We start from the raw sequence: 14,895 nt of genomic DNA on the forward strand, positions 1-14,895 counted from the left end.
TTATGCTGTTTATTTGCTAAATTAACATTCCAAACTTTATCATTATACTTAAGGACTTCACCTAATTTTTTAACTTCTTCATCTTTTATATCATATTCCTTTAAGTCAAGAAGACCGCTACTAAGCCTATTATTTTTTCTAATAACTCTTTAAAACTCATAATTTTTACCTTTTTAGAACCGTTGCAAACGGATAATAGCGACTTTCTATAGCTTGTCAAGAAGATTATAAAAATTATTGCATAACACTTTCAGTTCCTGATTTAACTGTTTTAATTACAGGTGGATTGTTAAAAGATACTGATTTTTCGGTGATTATATATTTATTCCCCTATATCAACCAAAATTACATAGACAGGAACAGCAGGAAAATGTCTTTTTAATCGTTCAATATCGTAAACAAGTTGTTCTCCATAAGAGACACCTGTTGACATTTGTTGTTGTAAATTATGACATAGTACTATTTCTATTCCTACATCCGCCTTACCTTCATTGAAAAAATACTGGAATTTTGCCAAATCATAAAACATAAAAGCATATTTGCCAAATTGAACTTCAATTAAAACTCTATCCTTTACAAAATCTATTTGTTTATATGAATTTGATATAACCTTGTCGTGATTTGGTATAACAATATCATATTTGTCTATTATTTCATGAAACCCTCTTGAGTTAAACTGTTGAGTGAAAGCATTATTTAATTCTTTTGGCGAATAAAACATCTTTCCTTCGCTTGTTTTTTCTTTACTAACCTTATTTTTCTTTATGTCATTTATCGTTTTTATTGATTCATGAACCTCTTGAAAAATTTGGGGATAATCAACTTGTAAAATTTGTCTTCCCCCAAGATGAGAATATTCATAAACTATTTTCATATTATATTGTTTCAGGTTCATAGACGGGTTCATTCATTTCTCTAACCCTAATAGTTCCGTTTAATGTTTCTTTAATTCGTTCTTTTGAAATATTTATATATTTCTTATCTATTTCTGCACCTATACATTTCCTAGAATTTTTTAGACTTGCAACAAAAGAGCTACCAGAACCAACAAAAGGATCTAAAACAATATCATTTTTTTTGTCATTGATAAAACCAACCTTTCAACTAAACCGACGGGAAATTGGCAAGGGTGTTCCGTTTTTTCTATATGATTACTTTTTACATTTGGAATATCCCAAACATCTGATGGATTTTTGCCTTTTGGATTGCAAGATAGTTCCCCTTTTTTGTTGCCTTTAAAATATTTTTTATTAGGATATTTTTGAGGTATCCTAACAGCATCTAAGTCAAAGTAATAATCGTTGGTTTTACTAAACCACATAATAGTTTCATGTCTTCCAGAGAATCTTTTTGAAGCATGTAACCCATGTCCAAAATGCCAAATAACCCTATTTCTCATTTTCATTTTTAACTCTGAAAATATAGGATATAATAAAATATCTAAAGGTATTACTTCTCCATTTTCTACATAATTACCGACTTGCCACAACAAATATGTCCATCATCTTTTAGCACCCTATAACACTCATTGATGACTTTTTTTTGCCAATTATAATATTTATTAATATCTGATTTTTTTTCGTATTCCTTACCTATCAAAACTTACGCTATGTAAGGTTCTAAATAGCGTAAAGAGGGTGAACGTAACTGCTGTTGCATATAATGATCTAAAAGCCCTAACTTTATTTGATAAACCGTCTTACCTATTTTGTGTGCAGTTCTTTTTAGAAAAGCCCACACTAAAAATGCACAACTAATGTGATTACGCTGGATGCGTTGTTTTCTGCATTGGCATCGTTCTATACCGGTAAGTTGCTTGATTTCTCTATGCATGCTCTCAATTACCCAACGAAAGCCACACTCATCTTGTACGGCTTTAGAAGATTTTTGAGTTTTGTTATTGGTAACAATATAATCAACTCTGTTGGTAGAAACAGTAAGTTTAAACAAATTAACATGCTTATCTTTTGCAAAGCCCTTTATATGAATCTCCACTCCGCTCTTAATTTCCTCATCTGAAAACGTTAACTTGCTAACAGCTTTATAAGGCTTAGAAGAGGAAGTTTTAGTAACGTTTCTATTTGCTTTAATAGGAGCATAATAATATTTACCCAAGGAATCAACATGTTGCATAATTTTATGCGTAGCATACCATGTGTCAAAAAGCACAGTTTGAAAAGGAATCTTTTTGCTATACACAGCATTATTTAACATATTTAATAGGTGTTCTACTTTTGTCGCTCCATCATGTTCGGGCGAAAAAATTCGGTAATCTATTACCCAAAACTTATTAATATCCGGATTATAATATACCAAACTTACTACTCCTATACCAGTAGTAATACCACCTGTAGCCCCACTGTACTGTGATCTAGCAATTTCTATTTTCTTGGTATTTCTTTTATTTAACACCGTATCATCAAATATTGTATATCCGTTAGACGATAAAATAACATCATCCTTAATATGTTCCCATAACAAAGAAGGTGTATATTTTTCATTTTTTAAAAATCTATTAATAACATCATGGCTACATTTTTTGGCATGTTCAGCATAGTAGGTCAAACTATAATTCTTTTGACTCACTATTAGAAATTGACAGTAATCTGTCCTATTAACTGGTATTGCTTGCAATTTTATCCTCTTGGCATTTGTAAATTATACTCAACATAATGTACCATTTTTTTTTCTCATAGCGTAAGTTTTGCTATATTATATGGTGGTGATGTTATTATTAAGTTTATACTGTTATCTGGAATTTGTTCTAATAACTTCATGCAATCACCTTCAAATAGAGTTGCTTGATTATTTAAATCAAAACTATTTTTCAAGATATTATGTTTTTGTTTTTGATAAGACAACTTATTCACAATTTCACTAAAGCTATGATTCTTTTCCTGTATTTCAGATATTCTAATTGCTTCTTGTACCATATTCTAGAAAATTAAAGTTTTATAAGTTAGTTTAGTATTAGATAAATTACTTAGAAATTCAACAAATCTTTCGTATTTATATGAAAAACCATTAGCTTGTTAACTTCTAGTTTAAACATAAATCGAGAAATTATCTACTAACTTTTTAACTTGCTTGCGAGTTTCTTGCTCACAATCACTGTTATCTTGCGTAGCTTTCAACCCATCTAATACGTTGCAAATCATCTCGCCAACTTCTATAAACTCCTTTTCTTTGAAACCTCTAGTGGTGCATGCTGGAGTACCAAGCCTAATACCAGAAGTAATGAACGGTGAAGTTGTATCAAATGGTATAGCATTTTTATTACAGGTTATGCCGGCTCTTTCAAGCGAATCTGCGGCCATCTTACCAGTTATACCATATTTTCGTATGTCCACTAATACTATATGATTATCAGTGCCATTAGTTAAAATATCATAGCCTCTTGCCATTAAACTGTTACCAAGAGCTTTTGCATTACTCATAACCTGTTTTATATAAAGATGATAGTCTGGTTTTAAGGCTTCCAAAAATGCTACTGCTTTTGCTGCAACAATATGCATTAACGGTCCACCTTGCATGCCAGGAAATAAAGCAGAATTTATCTTTTTGCCCAATTCCTCATCGTTTGAAAGAATAATACCACCACGTGGACCACGCAGAGTTTTATGAGTAGTAGAGGTAACAGCATGAGCATAAGGTAAGGGACTTGGATGTTCGTTTGTAGCAACAAGTCCTGCAATATGGGCAATGTCCGCTAGTAAATATGCCCCTACTCTATCAGCAATTTCCCTAAATTTGCTAAAATCTAATTGACGTGAATAAGCAGAATAGCCAGCTATAATCAATTTAGGTTTATGCTGCACGACCATTTGCTCTATTTGTGAATAATCAATTAAGAAAGTTTCTTTATTCACCGAATAGGACACAGAGTTAAACCATTTACCAGACAAGTTAGGGGAAGCACCATGAGTCAAATGCCCCCCTGTATCTAGCGACATACCAAGTATGGTGTCATGTGGTTTTAATAGGGCTAAAAATACTGCCTGATTAGCCTGAGAGCCGGAATGAGGCTGAACGTTAGCATAGTTACAATTAAATAGTTTTTTTACTCGTTCTATCGCTAAAAGCTCAGCTTTATCAACCTCTTCACAACCATTATAATAGCGTTTTCCAAAATATCCTTCAGCATATTTATTGGTAAGAACTGACCCTTGTGCTTCTAATACTGCCGGGCTTACAAAATTTTCAGAAGCAATCAATTCGATAAAATCATGCTGACGCTTTTTTTCAGCATTAATAATTTGGTATATTTCATTATCTGTTTCAGATAATTTATTAGGACAAATAGTCATTGAGCTAACCTATAAGAAGTAACTAATTTTTATCCCGAATTGGCTTTAATATAAGAAAAAATGCATTCTTAAAGCGGCTTTGCAAATGCATTTTAAACTTATAGACGTATATGTCTATTAGCGAGCGAACGTATGTGAGCGTGGCAATCCATGAAGCTTGTCATATAGATTGCTTCGTCGACCTACGGTCTCCTCGCAATGACGGTTTTTAGGCTAAAACTTTTTCGGTTTAGCTATAACTTAATTTACTTCAACGCTTTCAAGCCTTCTTCAAGACCTTTCGTAGAGAGTGGAAGATTTACTTGTTGACCAGCTGAATTCATTATCCCCACGATAGGATTAGCATCTTTTGATAAAATATCTTTAAGATCTTTATCTGATATTTCAGCAACAGCCTGACAAGAATCTTTTGTACAAGTAACGTACTTACCTGGAGCAACTAATTTTTGGAAACTAATAATTGACGTACCTGGAGCAACAGAAACATCAGTAGGAACTATTTGTATCATTTTTAAACTTTTTGCCTTACCACTACCCAAATAACCTATTTGATACACAGCTAACACTTGTTGTTTACCATCTTTATTAGTAGAGTTAATTGCTTGACTTAAAAAACAGACCTGTTTTTTTTCAGCATCTGTGGTGCAGTTAACTACCCAATCTGAAAATTTTTGCCCCTCTTTAACCGCAGCATCAACTCTACTAGGATTACCCAAAAATAATCCCAAACCCATTACAGCAAGACCAGCTGTAACAAACAATGATTTTTTAATACAATTTGTCATAATTCTACTTATTTAATTATTTAATATTATTAGTGGACAATGACAGATTCGAACTGCCACTCTTTCGTGAGCAAGGATGTCGTAATTTTAACACCTAATTTCTCTTTTTCAGTCCTTAAAACCTAGTCCTTAATATTTCTTCGCCTACTAGAATTTAAGGACTAGAGGATATCTAAATTTAATATATTTGTCAATCTGTTAAAATCGTTTTCATGACTCAAATATTTTTAGGTTAGCTATAGCCCCTTGTATTATTATTAACCTTAATTATATAAAATACTTAGTGGGGTTAAATATTATGATATATTCTAATCATTAATTCGATAAATGCACTTTTGGAGCGGCTGACACGAGTACATTTTAACAATCAGGTTTGACCTAATTTACAATTTATAAGGTTATTGAAATGGACATGAATAAATTTACTACACATGCAAAATCTATCATCTCTAATGCCCAAAGCTTAGCAGCAAAAAATGATCATCAGCAACTATTGCCATTACATATACTGGCGAGTTTGTTAAATGATGATAGCGGCATTATTACTAACCTCATTAATATTTTGGGTAGTAACTTAGACGATTTAAATAAAGCTGTAACTATAGAATTAAACAAAATCCCAAAAGTACAAATTGAGGGAGGAGGACAGCTTTATTTATCATCGGAAAGCTTAAAATTACTTAATAAAGCCCTAGATATTGCTAAGGATAATGCTGATAGTTTTATCACTATTGAGCGAATTTTTGAAGCATTATCGTATGACCAAACACCTGCTGGTAAAATTTTATTGGATAATTCAATAACTAATAAGAAAATAAATGCAGCAATTTTACAGTTAAGAAAAGGTAAGAAAGCAGATAGCGAATCTTCTGAAAGTAGTTACGATGCCCTAAAGAAATATGGTAGAGATGTTACTGAGTTGGCAGAACTTGGTAAACTTGATCCAATAATTGGCAGAGATGAGGAAATTAGAAGAACAGTGCAAGTTTTGTCGAGAAGAATGAAAAATAACCCGGTGCTGATAGGAGAACCAGGAGTTGGTAAAACAGCCATAATAGAAGGGTTAACCCAAAGAATATTTAGCCAAGATATTCCAGAAACTTTAGCAAATTGTCGTATCATTGAACTTGATATGGGAGCCTTAATTGCTGGAGCTAAATATCGTGGAGAATTTGAAGAACGACTAAAAGCTGTATTAAATGAGATTAAAAACTCTAGTGGGGAAATTATTTTATTTATTGATGAACTACATCTTTTAGTAGGAACTGGTAAGACAGACGGAGCTATGGATGCATCAAATTTACTAAAACCCATGCTTGCTAGAGGGGAACTCCATTGTATTGGTGCTACCACTTTAGATGAATATCGTAAATATATTGAAAAAGATGCAGCTCTTGCTAGAAGATTTCAACCAGTTTACGTTAGCCAACCAACAGTAGAAGATACTATATCAATTTTACGTGGTATTAAGGACAAATACGAATTACATCATGGTGTAAGAATTGCTGATAGTGCTATAGTTGCTGCCAGTACTTTATCTAATAGATATATTACTGATCGTTATTTACCAGATAAAGCTATTGATTTAATTGACGAAGCATGTAGTCGATTAAAAATAGAATTATCTAGTAAACCAGAAGAATTGGATGAACTTGATCGCCGTATTATTCAAATAAAGATTGAATTAGCAGCTCTAAAAAAAGAAAATGATGAACATTCAAAAAAGAAAATTATCCTCTTAACCGATGAATTAGAAAAACTTGAATCTCTTTCTTATGATATGAGTGCTAGCTGGCAAGCTGAAAAATCCAAAATACATATTGAACAAAAATTAAAAGAAGAGCTAGAAAAAGCTAAAGCAGAACTTGAAAGAGCAGAAAGAAGTAGCGATCTTGCCCGAGCTAGTGAGCTGAAATATGGTATTATTCCTGATTTAACTAAGAAACTACAACAAGCAATGGAAGGTGGAGATAACAAACTATCAAAAGAAGTCGTATCGGAAAACGATATAGCTATAATCATATCTAGAATTACTGGTATACCGATTGATACAATGCTATCAAGCGAGCGTGAAAAATTACTCGCTATGGAAGATAAATTGCGTCAATCGGTGATTGGTCAAGATGAAGCTATAAAAGGAGTCAGTGATGCTGTACGTCGTTCTCGTGCTGGTTTGCAAGATATTAACAGACCACTTGGGTCATTTTTATTCTTAGGTCCCACTGGTGTTGGTAAAACCGAACTAACCAAGGCTTTGGCACTTTTTTTATTTGATGATCGTAATGCCATACTCAGAATTGATATGTCTGAATATATGGAAAAACACTCTATATCACGTTTGATTGGAGCTCCTCCAGGGTATGTTGGTTATGAGCAGGGAGGTATCTTAACCGAAGCAGTACGTAGGAGACCTTATCAAGTCATTTTATTTGATGAAGTAGAAAAGGCTCATTCAGATATTTTTAACATCATGCTGCAGATTTTAGATGAAGGACGACTAACCGATAGTCAAGGGATAGTCGTTGATTTTAAAAATACCATTATTGTTCTTACTTCTAACCTTGGAGCTGAAATACTTATTAATCAACGAGAAGAAGATGACCAACATAAAATCAAAGAACAAGTAATGGAATATGTACGAGCCGTATTTAAACCTGAATTCTTAAATAGGCTAGATGAGATTATTCTATTCCATAAACTAAATCGTGCCAACATACATGATATTGTTAAAATACAACTGGATAATCTGAAAAAAATTCTTTTGCAACAAAATATTATATTGCAATTTGATGAATCAGCTATAAATTACCTTGCTGATAAGGGCTATGACTCAATGTTTGGTGCTAGACCATTAAAAAGAGTTATTCAACGAGAACTACAGAATCATTTTGCCAAAATGATTCTTTCGAGTAGTATCATGAGCGGTGATACGGTAAACATCAAATCAACTGGTAGTGAACTAGTTATTAATAAAGTAGCCTAAATAGAAAAGAATATGATAGATACTACTAAACCTAAAATTTGGGTACTGACTGACAGTAGCGTCGGTAATGCCAATCAAGCCATAGCTCTAGCAGAAAATATCAAGCTTGGTTATGAATTAAAACCTATTGAATATAATTTTTGGGGTAATTTACCAAATTTCTTACTCCGATTCAGCCCTATCCATGTAAAAAAGGAACTATTACAATCGTGGGAAATTATTACAGACAGGCAAGGATTCCCAGACTTAATAATTTCTGCCGGGAGAAGAACTGCTTCTTTAGCAAGTTATTTAAAACATAAGTCTAATGGTAGAATAAAAATTGTTCAAATTATGCACCCTAACCTACCGCTCAAGCAATTTGATCTAATTATTTTACCACACCATGATAAAGTTAGTAAAGAAGAACTAAATATGTACTCAAGTGATTTGAGTATATTGAGAATTACTGGGGCTTTAAACAATGTTCAAGAAAAAATACAGGATGGTGGCATTGAATTACGTAAAAATCATCCAAAACTTGGGAAATTTATCTCAGTAATTATTGGTGGTAATAGTAAAAATTATACTTTTACCAATGATAATGCTCGCCAAATTGCAACAATATTATCTAATCTTATACAAAAAGGCAAAGAATATAACTTGTTTATTAGCTTTAGTAGACGCACCCCCAATTCAGCAAAAGAAATTATTAAAAACAATGTATCTTCCTCTACCATTATTTATGATCCAACAGAGGAAAACACTAAACCTAACCCTTATTTTGGTATGTTATCACAGGCAGATTACATAATTTCCACTGCTGATTCGATTTCAATGTGTAGTGAGGCAGCCTCCACTGGCAAGCCTCTTTACATATTTTGTCCTAATAATTTTAAATTACCTAAACATCTATCATTTTTTCAAAAATTGGTAGAATTAGGAATAGCGAGAATATTAGACGAATCTGTAACTCAGCTTGAACAGTATAATTATGTCCCACTTAATGAAGTAGAAAAAATTGCTAATATAATAGTCTCAAAAAATTGGATACGCTCATGATATTAATTGACTCTCATTGCCATTTAAATATGTTGAAAGAAGATTTATCAACAATAATAACTCGGGCTAAGGATAATGGTGTTCAGTACATGCAGACTATCTGTACTACCCTTGAGGAATTACCAGCTATTTTAGAAATAACCGTAAAATACGGCAATATATTTGCCTCATGCGGCATACATCCTAATGAAGTTAAAGAAATCACTATGTGTGAAACTATTGTGGATTATTCTAATCACCCCAAAATTATTGGTATTGGTGAAACTGGTCTTGATTATTATTACCAAACATCTGACAAAAATAAACAGATTGGCTCTTTTGAGCAGCATATACAAGCATCTCAAAGTACCGGATTACCAATTATAGTACATACAAGAGAAGCAGAAGAAGACACCATTGATATTTTAAGCAGTGAAATGCAAAATGCACCATTTACCGGTCTTATTCATTGCTTTACCTCCTCAAAACATTTGGCAAAAAAAATGCTTGATCTTGGTATGTATATATCGGTTGCTGGAATTGTAACTTTTAAAAATGCAGCTAGTTTACAGGATATAGTACGTTATATTCCACTAGATAGATTATTAATTGAAACAGATTCTCCTTACTTAGCCCCTGTTCCAATGCGTGGAAAGCAAAATGAGCCAGCTTTTGTTAAATATGTAGCAGAAAAAATAGCTGAAATAAAGGAAACAAACCTAGAAACAGTAGCAAGTGCCACTTCCAAAAATTTTATGTCTTTATTTACTAAAACACATCTTATATATTCAACTACTGTTTGAAAGGAAATGGTCATATATTGCTAATAAAAATTTTAATTAATGAGTTAAATATGTTTGTCACCTTATTAAAGGTACTACCTCCTACTCTATATCAATGGAATATATTGGTTAATTCTGTTAAATCTTTTGCTATGGTTCTAGTATTTATGTTACCAACGGTGTACGCTCAACAACAAGCTCAACCTGAAATACGGAAAATTGTCCCACTAAAACTAGCTCCTGATAATCTTGGACAAAAAATTATATGTTATCGCCCTACGAGGCATGGTATACCAAAAAAGGCTTTTTATGGTATTGATGCTAGTACAGCAAAAAAATAACCCTAGCTGTACAATCTCGCCTATTATCTATAGTCTTTGCTCCATCATTCCTGCTATCCAATTCTCCTGACTTGACTAACTTAAAAAGTTGAACAGCTTGTAAAGCTAGGTAATTACTACGGTTTAGACTTGATTGCCTTGAGATGCTACTATTGACTTAATCAGTTCAACTATTTTCTGCCTAATATGTGGATTTTGAATCTCGGTAAATCCTTCCACAAGATAAGATACTTCTTTTTCTATATCGTATTTTAAAGGTACTAAATACTCTGCTTTATCTTCAGCAATAATATTATTTACAAGACTATTGTTGTCTTGCGTACCAAATAGGTAATCCTCTGATACCTCAGTAGTTTTAGTCATATCGAGAAAATATTCAATAGATACATTTAATATTTTTGCAAAAAAATACAATATACTGCCAGCTATTGGGGTAGTAGCATCTTCATATTTTTGTATCTGTTTTACAGTAAGATTAATAGCTTCACTCAATTCTTGTTGGCTTATGCCGAGCATTATACGACGCTTTTTTAAACGCATACCTACAATTATATTTATTCTTTCTTTTGATTCATTATATTTATTCATTGTTATAATAATTTAATATTTCTCTACCTATTGCAACTAATGATAGTATAATATTCTAGCTTAATCAAGTAATTTTTTATTGATATTGATAAGATTTTTTATTAAAATGTAACTAATAAGGGTAGTTATTATTGCTAACAAGGCACATATATCTCCAAATTGTGAATATAAAGTTTCATATTCTAGCTTATTTGGTAATAAACTATCTATATAACCTACTTCATTGAGAGCTCGTTGTTGAATAATTCTGCCTACTGGATCTATTACGGCAGATATACCATTATTAGCCGTTCTAAGCATAGGAAGACCATTCTCTATACTACGCATACGACTAATCTGTAAATGTTGGTATGGACCAGAGGAATTTCCATACCATGTATCGTTAGTGACATTAATAATCACATCTGAAAGTTTATTACTCGTTTGAACAAGGTTTGGAAAGATCGCTTCATAACAAATAAGCGGTTTTATGATTATATTAGGTTTATCAAGACTAACGAGTTGTCTGCTCCCTTCAGTATAATCTAACAACCCAGGGGTTAATTTCTTCAAGGGTAATATCCATTTAAGAGGCATATATTCACCAAATGGTACTAAATGAGACTTATGATATTCAAATAATTTATCCCCTTCTTTTGTTAAAGCGTATAAGCTCGTGTAAATCTCAAAATCATCCCCTTTCTTACCATTATTTGTTATACCACCAGTAATTAAAATTGCCTTTTTACTTTCCAGCATCTTTAATATTTTTATTTTGATTGGTTGGTAATCATGCGGGGCTACCATAGCAGCTTCCGACCATATAATTAGGTCTACATTGCCCGGCTCTTTAGACAATGCGATATGAAGATTAAAATTTTTCCAAAATTCTTCAACGTCCCACTTAGCAATTTGTGGAATACTTGGCTGAACTAGTCGGACTTTTATATTTGAGAAGCTGGTAGGATTGTTGTGTAGCTTTAATAAACCGTAGGAAGTTATTAGAGCAATTATTACCAATGAATTTGCTAATAATATTTTTAATATATTATATTGTTTAGTAAAGATATGATAAAAACTAGTTGATATATATATTACAATAAAACTTAAACCATATATTCCTATGATACTAGAAGACTGAATTAGAATATCAGAAAATGAAAAAGCATATCCAAGCAAATTCCATGGTAACCCGGTAAATATCCATGATCTTACCCATTCAAAAAATACCCAATAAAGGCAAAAGATAAACTGATAAAAATGATGACTCTTGGCTAGGAATCCGAAACCACAGGTTGCAGCAATGAAACAAGCCAAAATAATTGGTAGACCAAATAATGCCAGCGGCACTGCCCACCAAAATTCATCAATATAAACAGTAACCCCTATACTAATCCAGTACATGCTGACTAAAAAATGCCCATAGCCAAATATAAAACCTAATATAGAGGCTTCTTTCCAGCTATTAGCAATTTGTGCTTGATAACATAGCAGTGCCAAGGCAAATAATCCAGGTATAAAGAAAATTGGAGCAAAAACTAAACCACTAATCATACCTGAAATCAGGGTGAATATTTTGGATGAGAACATTAATGTTACTTTGATAAAAATTGTTTACAAAAATATACATCATGCTATTGTTTGGGCAAGGTTTTAATAAAAATAAGGAATATATATGCAAGTTAAAGTCACTGCTTTGCTTGATGGTAAGAAAGGATTAATTACAGGTGTCGCTAATAATTTATCAATATCTTGGGCTATTGCTCAAATTGCCAAAGAACATGGTGCAAACTTAGCCCTTACCTATCAAGGAGAAGTGCTTGAGAAACGCGTTATACCACTTGCTGAAGAAATTAAGTGTGATTTCGTTGTTCCATGTGATGTAACAGATGAAGAATCACTTGATAATTTGTTTAAAATTATTGAGCAAAAGTGGGGCAAACTCGATTTTTTGGTTCATTCTATAGGTTTCTCTGACAGGAATGAATTAAAAGGCAGATATATAGATACCTCATTGTCTAACTTTCTTAATACCATGAATATATCATGTTATTCTCTAATTGCCTTGGCAAAACGTGCAGAACCTTTGATGAAAGACGGTGGTAGTATCCTTACCCTAACTTATTATGGCTCACAAAAAGTAGTTCCTAATTATAATGTCATGGGACCTGCTAAAGCTGCGTTAGAATCTAGTGTAAAATATCTTGCAACTGATATGGGCTCAAATAACATCCGAGTAAATGCCATATCAGCTGGGCCTATAAAAACTCTAGCATCTAGTGGTATTAATGATTTCAAAACTATGTTAGCTCTCCATGAAGCTGCATCGCCGTTACGCAGAAACACTTCTCAGCGTGATGTTGCAGGGGCTGCATTATATTTGCTGAGTAACTTAGCAGAAGGAGTTACTGGTGAAATACATTATGTAGATTGTGGCTATAACACTACAGTAGGGATGGGTAAAGGTTCTAGTAATTGCCATTAACTATTGGTCGCGGGAACGCCAATTCTTGAAGTTCTACCTGAGTATATTAGGTTTCCTAAATCACTTTGATAAAGTTATCATCAGGAATCAATGGCTCTCCTCTGAAATTTACTGCATTGTTGAACTTATTGCAACAAGTTGTAAATTTTTTATCACAACCTACAGTAAGTAAAACAGTTTTGTTATGCTTCATACTATCGGGAATTGTTTTATCCAATGTAATTAAATTCTCAGAATGACTAAGGATTTTACTATAAAACTGAACATCAGCTTGATCATCAACTAAAGTAGCATCCCCGTAATTGAAATAACCATTTTCCTTATCAAGGTTTGAGATAACCATAGTTCTACCAAACATTTCCTTAATATTATATATCTGACTATAAACTGTTTTATCTATTTTGCATTTCAAATCACCAAAATTAGCACGACAATTCTTACTAAAAGATTGCAGTAACGATTGATTATATACATCTATATTTGGCTCTAAACGTAAAGTAAAATCCAAATCTCTTTTAGTATAAGTGATGCAACGATAAGTAACAAAATGCCTACAAGAGTTAGCAAAACAAACATATATTTTAACCATAGCCTGCGTTAAATCATAGTGTTGCTTTACTCCCTCATTTTCAAAAACTCCTTCTAAGATAATGTAATTCTGGGCAGAATCATTAAATCCTCCTTCCTTTAAAGTTACTCCAGAATTCGGAACAAATATTACATTATCAATTGATAAAGATCTATCAGACTCGGTAAGATACAGATCAAGACTATCTTGTAGTTTTATATGGAAACAATAAGTAAACCCCTGTAATTCAGCTATGGGATTATCAATATTTTCTGCTACTGTCATATAACCTCCAATAATTCTATGGGAGATAATTCTATTGACCCGTCAGAAGAATAAAAATATTCAAAACTATCATTAGCAAATCGCACAGCTACATCAAAAATAAAATTACCTGTCAAAATTTGATCTTTATCTAATGGTTTTGGCAAAGTTACTACTCCAGTATTATAATCAACTTGCACCTCTGTATTGATATCATTAACATAGAATTCTCCACTACCAAATACCGGTTTGCTAATTGTCCTAGCATAGGGCAAAATTGGGTCTTCATATAGTTTAACCAGTTGGAATTGAGTTAATTCCCCATCACCCTTGGCAATAATTTGCTTTGATACTTGATAATCGACATTATCTCTAAAGCGGAAGGCAAAATTCCCTCCCCTTCTTGCTCTAAAGAAAGAACTAAACTGTTCAAATTCGATACTACTCAGACGACAATTTTTAATCAAATATTTTTGTTTAGCATATTCTCTATCTAAATTTCTCACTTCTCTGCCCGATAATGTCATAGCACAAGAAGTAGCAAATTCTGGTCTGCCAACAGCAAAAGTTTCAATAAATTTTGGCATACGTATATCATGAAAATTCATAATTTCTCCTAATATTTAATAATTCACCTTACACATAACCCCCACAACTACCGAAAGTTAGAAGAAGGGGTTTTAAATAGGGTAACGTCATTGCGAGAAAGACCGTAGGTCGACGAAGCAATCCAAAAAAATAATCATAAGTGGATTGCTTCGTTCGGGCTTCACGCCTTCTCGCAATGACAGCG

15 protein-coding genes and 1 pseudogene are annotated in these 14,895 nt (G+C 32.7%); 5 read left to right on the forward strand and 11 right to left on the reverse strand.

Annotation, left to right across the window (positions count from 1 at the left end; genetic code table 11):
- Window positions 1-322 precede the first annotated feature (322 nt).
- The 7 genes and pseudogenes from AAGD19_RS06025 to AAGD19_RS06055 form a co-directional block, all read right to left on the reverse strand.
- The gene (locus AAGD19_RS06025) at window positions 323-895 is read right to left on the reverse strand and encodes a BglII/BstYI family type II restriction endonuclease (protein WP_341747560.1); all 573 of its coding nucleotides are present in this window, start codon (window positions 893-895) and stop codon (window positions 323-325) included.
- A pseudogene (locus AAGD19_RS06030) lies at window positions 876-1,405 on the reverse strand (DNA-methyltransferase). The gene AAGD19_RS06025 and the pseudogene AAGD19_RS06030 overlap by 20 nt, the downstream one beginning before the upstream one ends.
- A gap of 59 nt (window positions 1,406-1,464) precedes the next feature.
- A complete protein-coding gene (locus AAGD19_RS06035; RefSeq protein WP_341747562.1) occupies window positions 1,465-1,599 on the reverse strand; it encodes a DNA methyltransferase in 135 nt (44 codons plus the stop codon).
- 3 nt (window positions 1,600-1,602) lie between these two features.
- Complete coding sequence (locus tag AAGD19_RS06040; RefSeq protein WP_341747563.1) at window positions 1,603-2,586, reverse strand: transposase; 984 nt, start codon at window positions 2,584-2,586, stop codon at window positions 1,603-1,605.
- Between the two features lie 104 nt (window positions 2,587-2,690).
- A complete protein-coding gene (locus tag AAGD19_RS06045; protein WP_341747564.1) occupies window positions 2,691-2,933 on the reverse strand; it encodes a hypothetical protein in 243 nt (80 codons plus the stop codon).
- 111 nt (window positions 2,934-3,044) lie between these two features.
- The gene (gene glyA, locus AAGD19_RS06050; RefSeq protein ID WP_341747565.1) at window positions 3,045-4,307 is read right to left on the reverse strand and encodes a serine hydroxymethyltransferase; all 1,263 of its coding nucleotides are present in this window, start codon (window positions 4,305-4,307) and stop codon (window positions 3,045-3,047) included.
- A gap of 245 nt (window positions 4,308-4,552) precedes the next feature.
- Window positions 4,553-5,092 carry an invasion associated locus B family protein gene (locus AAGD19_RS06055; protein WP_341747566.1) on the reverse strand — a complete coding sequence of 180 codons (540 nt, stop codon included), beginning with the start codon at window positions 5,090-5,092 and terminating at the stop codon, window positions 4,553-4,555.
- A gap of 406 nt (window positions 5,093-5,498) precedes the next feature.
- On the opposite strand from AAGD19_RS06055, the gene clpB reads away from it, so the two are divergent.
- From clpB to AAGD19_RS06075, 4 genes are read left to right on the forward strand one after another with little or no spacing between them, the layout of a single operon-like run.
- Window positions 5,499-8,075 carry an ATP-dependent chaperone ClpB gene (clpB, locus tag AAGD19_RS06060; protein WP_341747567.1) on the forward strand — a complete coding sequence of 859 codons (2,577 nt, stop codon included), beginning with the start codon at window positions 5,499-5,501 and terminating at the stop codon, window positions 8,073-8,075.
- Window positions 8,076-8,087: 12 nt separating this feature from the next.
- Entirely contained in the window at window positions 8,088-9,116 is a 1,029-nt protein-coding gene (locus AAGD19_RS06065) for a mitochondrial fission ELM1 family protein (RefSeq protein ID WP_341747568.1), read from the forward strand.
- Window positions 9,116-9,898, forward strand: a complete 783-nt coding sequence (locus AAGD19_RS06070) for a TatD family hydrolase (RefSeq protein ID WP_341748485.1) — start codon at window positions 9,116-9,118, stop codon at window positions 9,896-9,898. Before AAGD19_RS06065 ends, AAGD19_RS06070 begins: the two co-directional genes overlap by 1 nt.
- A complete protein-coding gene (locus AAGD19_RS06075) occupies window positions 9,895-10,218 on the forward strand; it encodes a hypothetical protein (RefSeq protein WP_341747569.1) in 324 nt (107 codons plus the stop codon). The genes AAGD19_RS06070 and AAGD19_RS06075 overlap by 4 nt, the downstream gene beginning before the upstream one ends.
- Window positions 10,219-10,341: 123 nt before the next feature.
- On the opposite strand, the gene AAGD19_RS06080 is transcribed toward AAGD19_RS06075, so the two are convergent.
- Both AAGD19_RS06080 and lnt read right to left on the reverse strand, forming a co-directional pair.
- On the reverse strand, window positions 10,342-10,806 hold the full coding sequence (locus tag AAGD19_RS06080; protein ID WP_341747570.1) for a helix-turn-helix transcriptional regulator: 465 nt from the start codon (window positions 10,804-10,806) through the stop codon (window positions 10,342-10,344).
- Window positions 10,807-10,866: 60 nt separating this feature from the next.
- Window positions 10,867-12,375, reverse strand: coding sequence for an apolipoprotein N-acyltransferase (lnt, locus tag AAGD19_RS06085; RefSeq protein WP_341747571.1), 1,509 nt, complete (start codon window positions 12,373-12,375; stop codon window positions 10,867-10,869).
- An 85-nt stretch (window positions 12,376-12,460) separates the two neighbouring features.
- Between lnt and AAGD19_RS06090 the strand changes: the two genes are divergently transcribed.
- Window positions 12,461-13,270 carry an enoyl-ACP reductase gene (locus AAGD19_RS06090; protein WP_341747572.1) on the forward strand — a complete coding sequence of 270 codons (810 nt, stop codon included), beginning with the start codon at window positions 12,461-12,463 and terminating at the stop codon, window positions 13,268-13,270.
- A gap of 55 nt (window positions 13,271-13,325) precedes the next feature.
- Here AAGD19_RS06090 and AAGD19_RS06095 read toward each other — a convergent pair whose 3' ends face one another.
- Window positions 13,326-14,123 carry a DUF2163 domain-containing protein gene (locus AAGD19_RS06095; RefSeq protein WP_341747573.1) on the reverse strand — a complete coding sequence of 266 codons (798 nt, stop codon included), beginning with the start codon at window positions 14,121-14,123 and terminating at the stop codon, window positions 13,326-13,328.
- On the reverse strand, window positions 14,120-14,689 hold the full coding sequence (locus AAGD19_RS06100) for a TIGR02217 family protein (protein ID WP_341747574.1): 570 nt from the start codon (window positions 14,687-14,689) through the stop codon (window positions 14,120-14,122). Before AAGD19_RS06100 ends, AAGD19_RS06095 begins: the two co-directional genes overlap by 4 nt.
- Between the last annotated feature and the right edge of the window lie 206 nt (window positions 14,690-14,895).

Origin of the sequence: Candidatus Tisiphia endosymbiont of Dascillus cervinus (assembly GCF_964026405.1) — a bacterium.
Taxonomy (GTDB): domain Bacteria; phylum Pseudomonadota; class Alphaproteobacteria; order Rickettsiales; family Rickettsiaceae; genus Tisiphia.

Bases quoted from the DNA above. Each gene is read 5' to 3' on its own strand.
- AAGD19_RS06025 (WP_341747560.1), bottom strand. From the start codon at position 895: ATGAACCTGAAACAATATAATATGAAAATAGTTTATGAATATTCTCAT.
- AAGD19_RS06045 (WP_341747564.1), bottom strand. From the start codon at position 2,933: ATGGTACAAGAAGCAATTAGAATATCTGAAATACAGGAAAAGAATCAT.
- glyA (WP_341747565.1), bottom strand. From the start codon at position 4,307: ATGACTATTTGTCCTAATAAATTATCTGAAACAGATAATGAAATATAC.
- AAGD19_RS06055 (WP_341747566.1), bottom strand. From the start codon at position 5,092: ATGACAAATTGTATTAAAAAATCATTGTTTGTTACAGCTGGTCTTGCT.
- clpB (WP_341747567.1), top strand. From the start codon at position 5,499: ATGGACATGAATAAATTTACTACACATGCAAAATCTATCATCTCTAAT.
- AAGD19_RS06065 (WP_341747568.1), top strand. From the start codon at position 8,088: ATGATAGATACTACTAAACCTAAAATTTGGGTACTGACTGACAGTAGC.
- AAGD19_RS06080 (WP_341747570.1), bottom strand. From the start codon at position 10,806: ATGAATAAATATAATGAATCAAAAGAAAGAATAAATATAATTGTAGGT.
- lnt (WP_341747571.1), bottom strand. From the start codon at position 12,375: ATGTTCTCATCCAAAATATTCACCCTGATTTCAGGTATGATTAGTGGT.
- AAGD19_RS06090 (WP_341747572.1), top strand. From the start codon at position 12,461: ATGCAAGTTAAAGTCACTGCTTTGCTTGATGGTAAGAAAGGATTAATT.
- AAGD19_RS06095 (WP_341747573.1), bottom strand. From the start codon at position 14,123: ATGACAGTAGCAGAAAATATTGATAATCCCATAGCTGAATTACAGGGG.
- AAGD19_RS06100 (WP_341747574.1), bottom strand. From the start codon at position 14,689: ATGCCAAAATTTATTGAAACTTTTGCTGTTGGCAGACCAGAATTTGCT.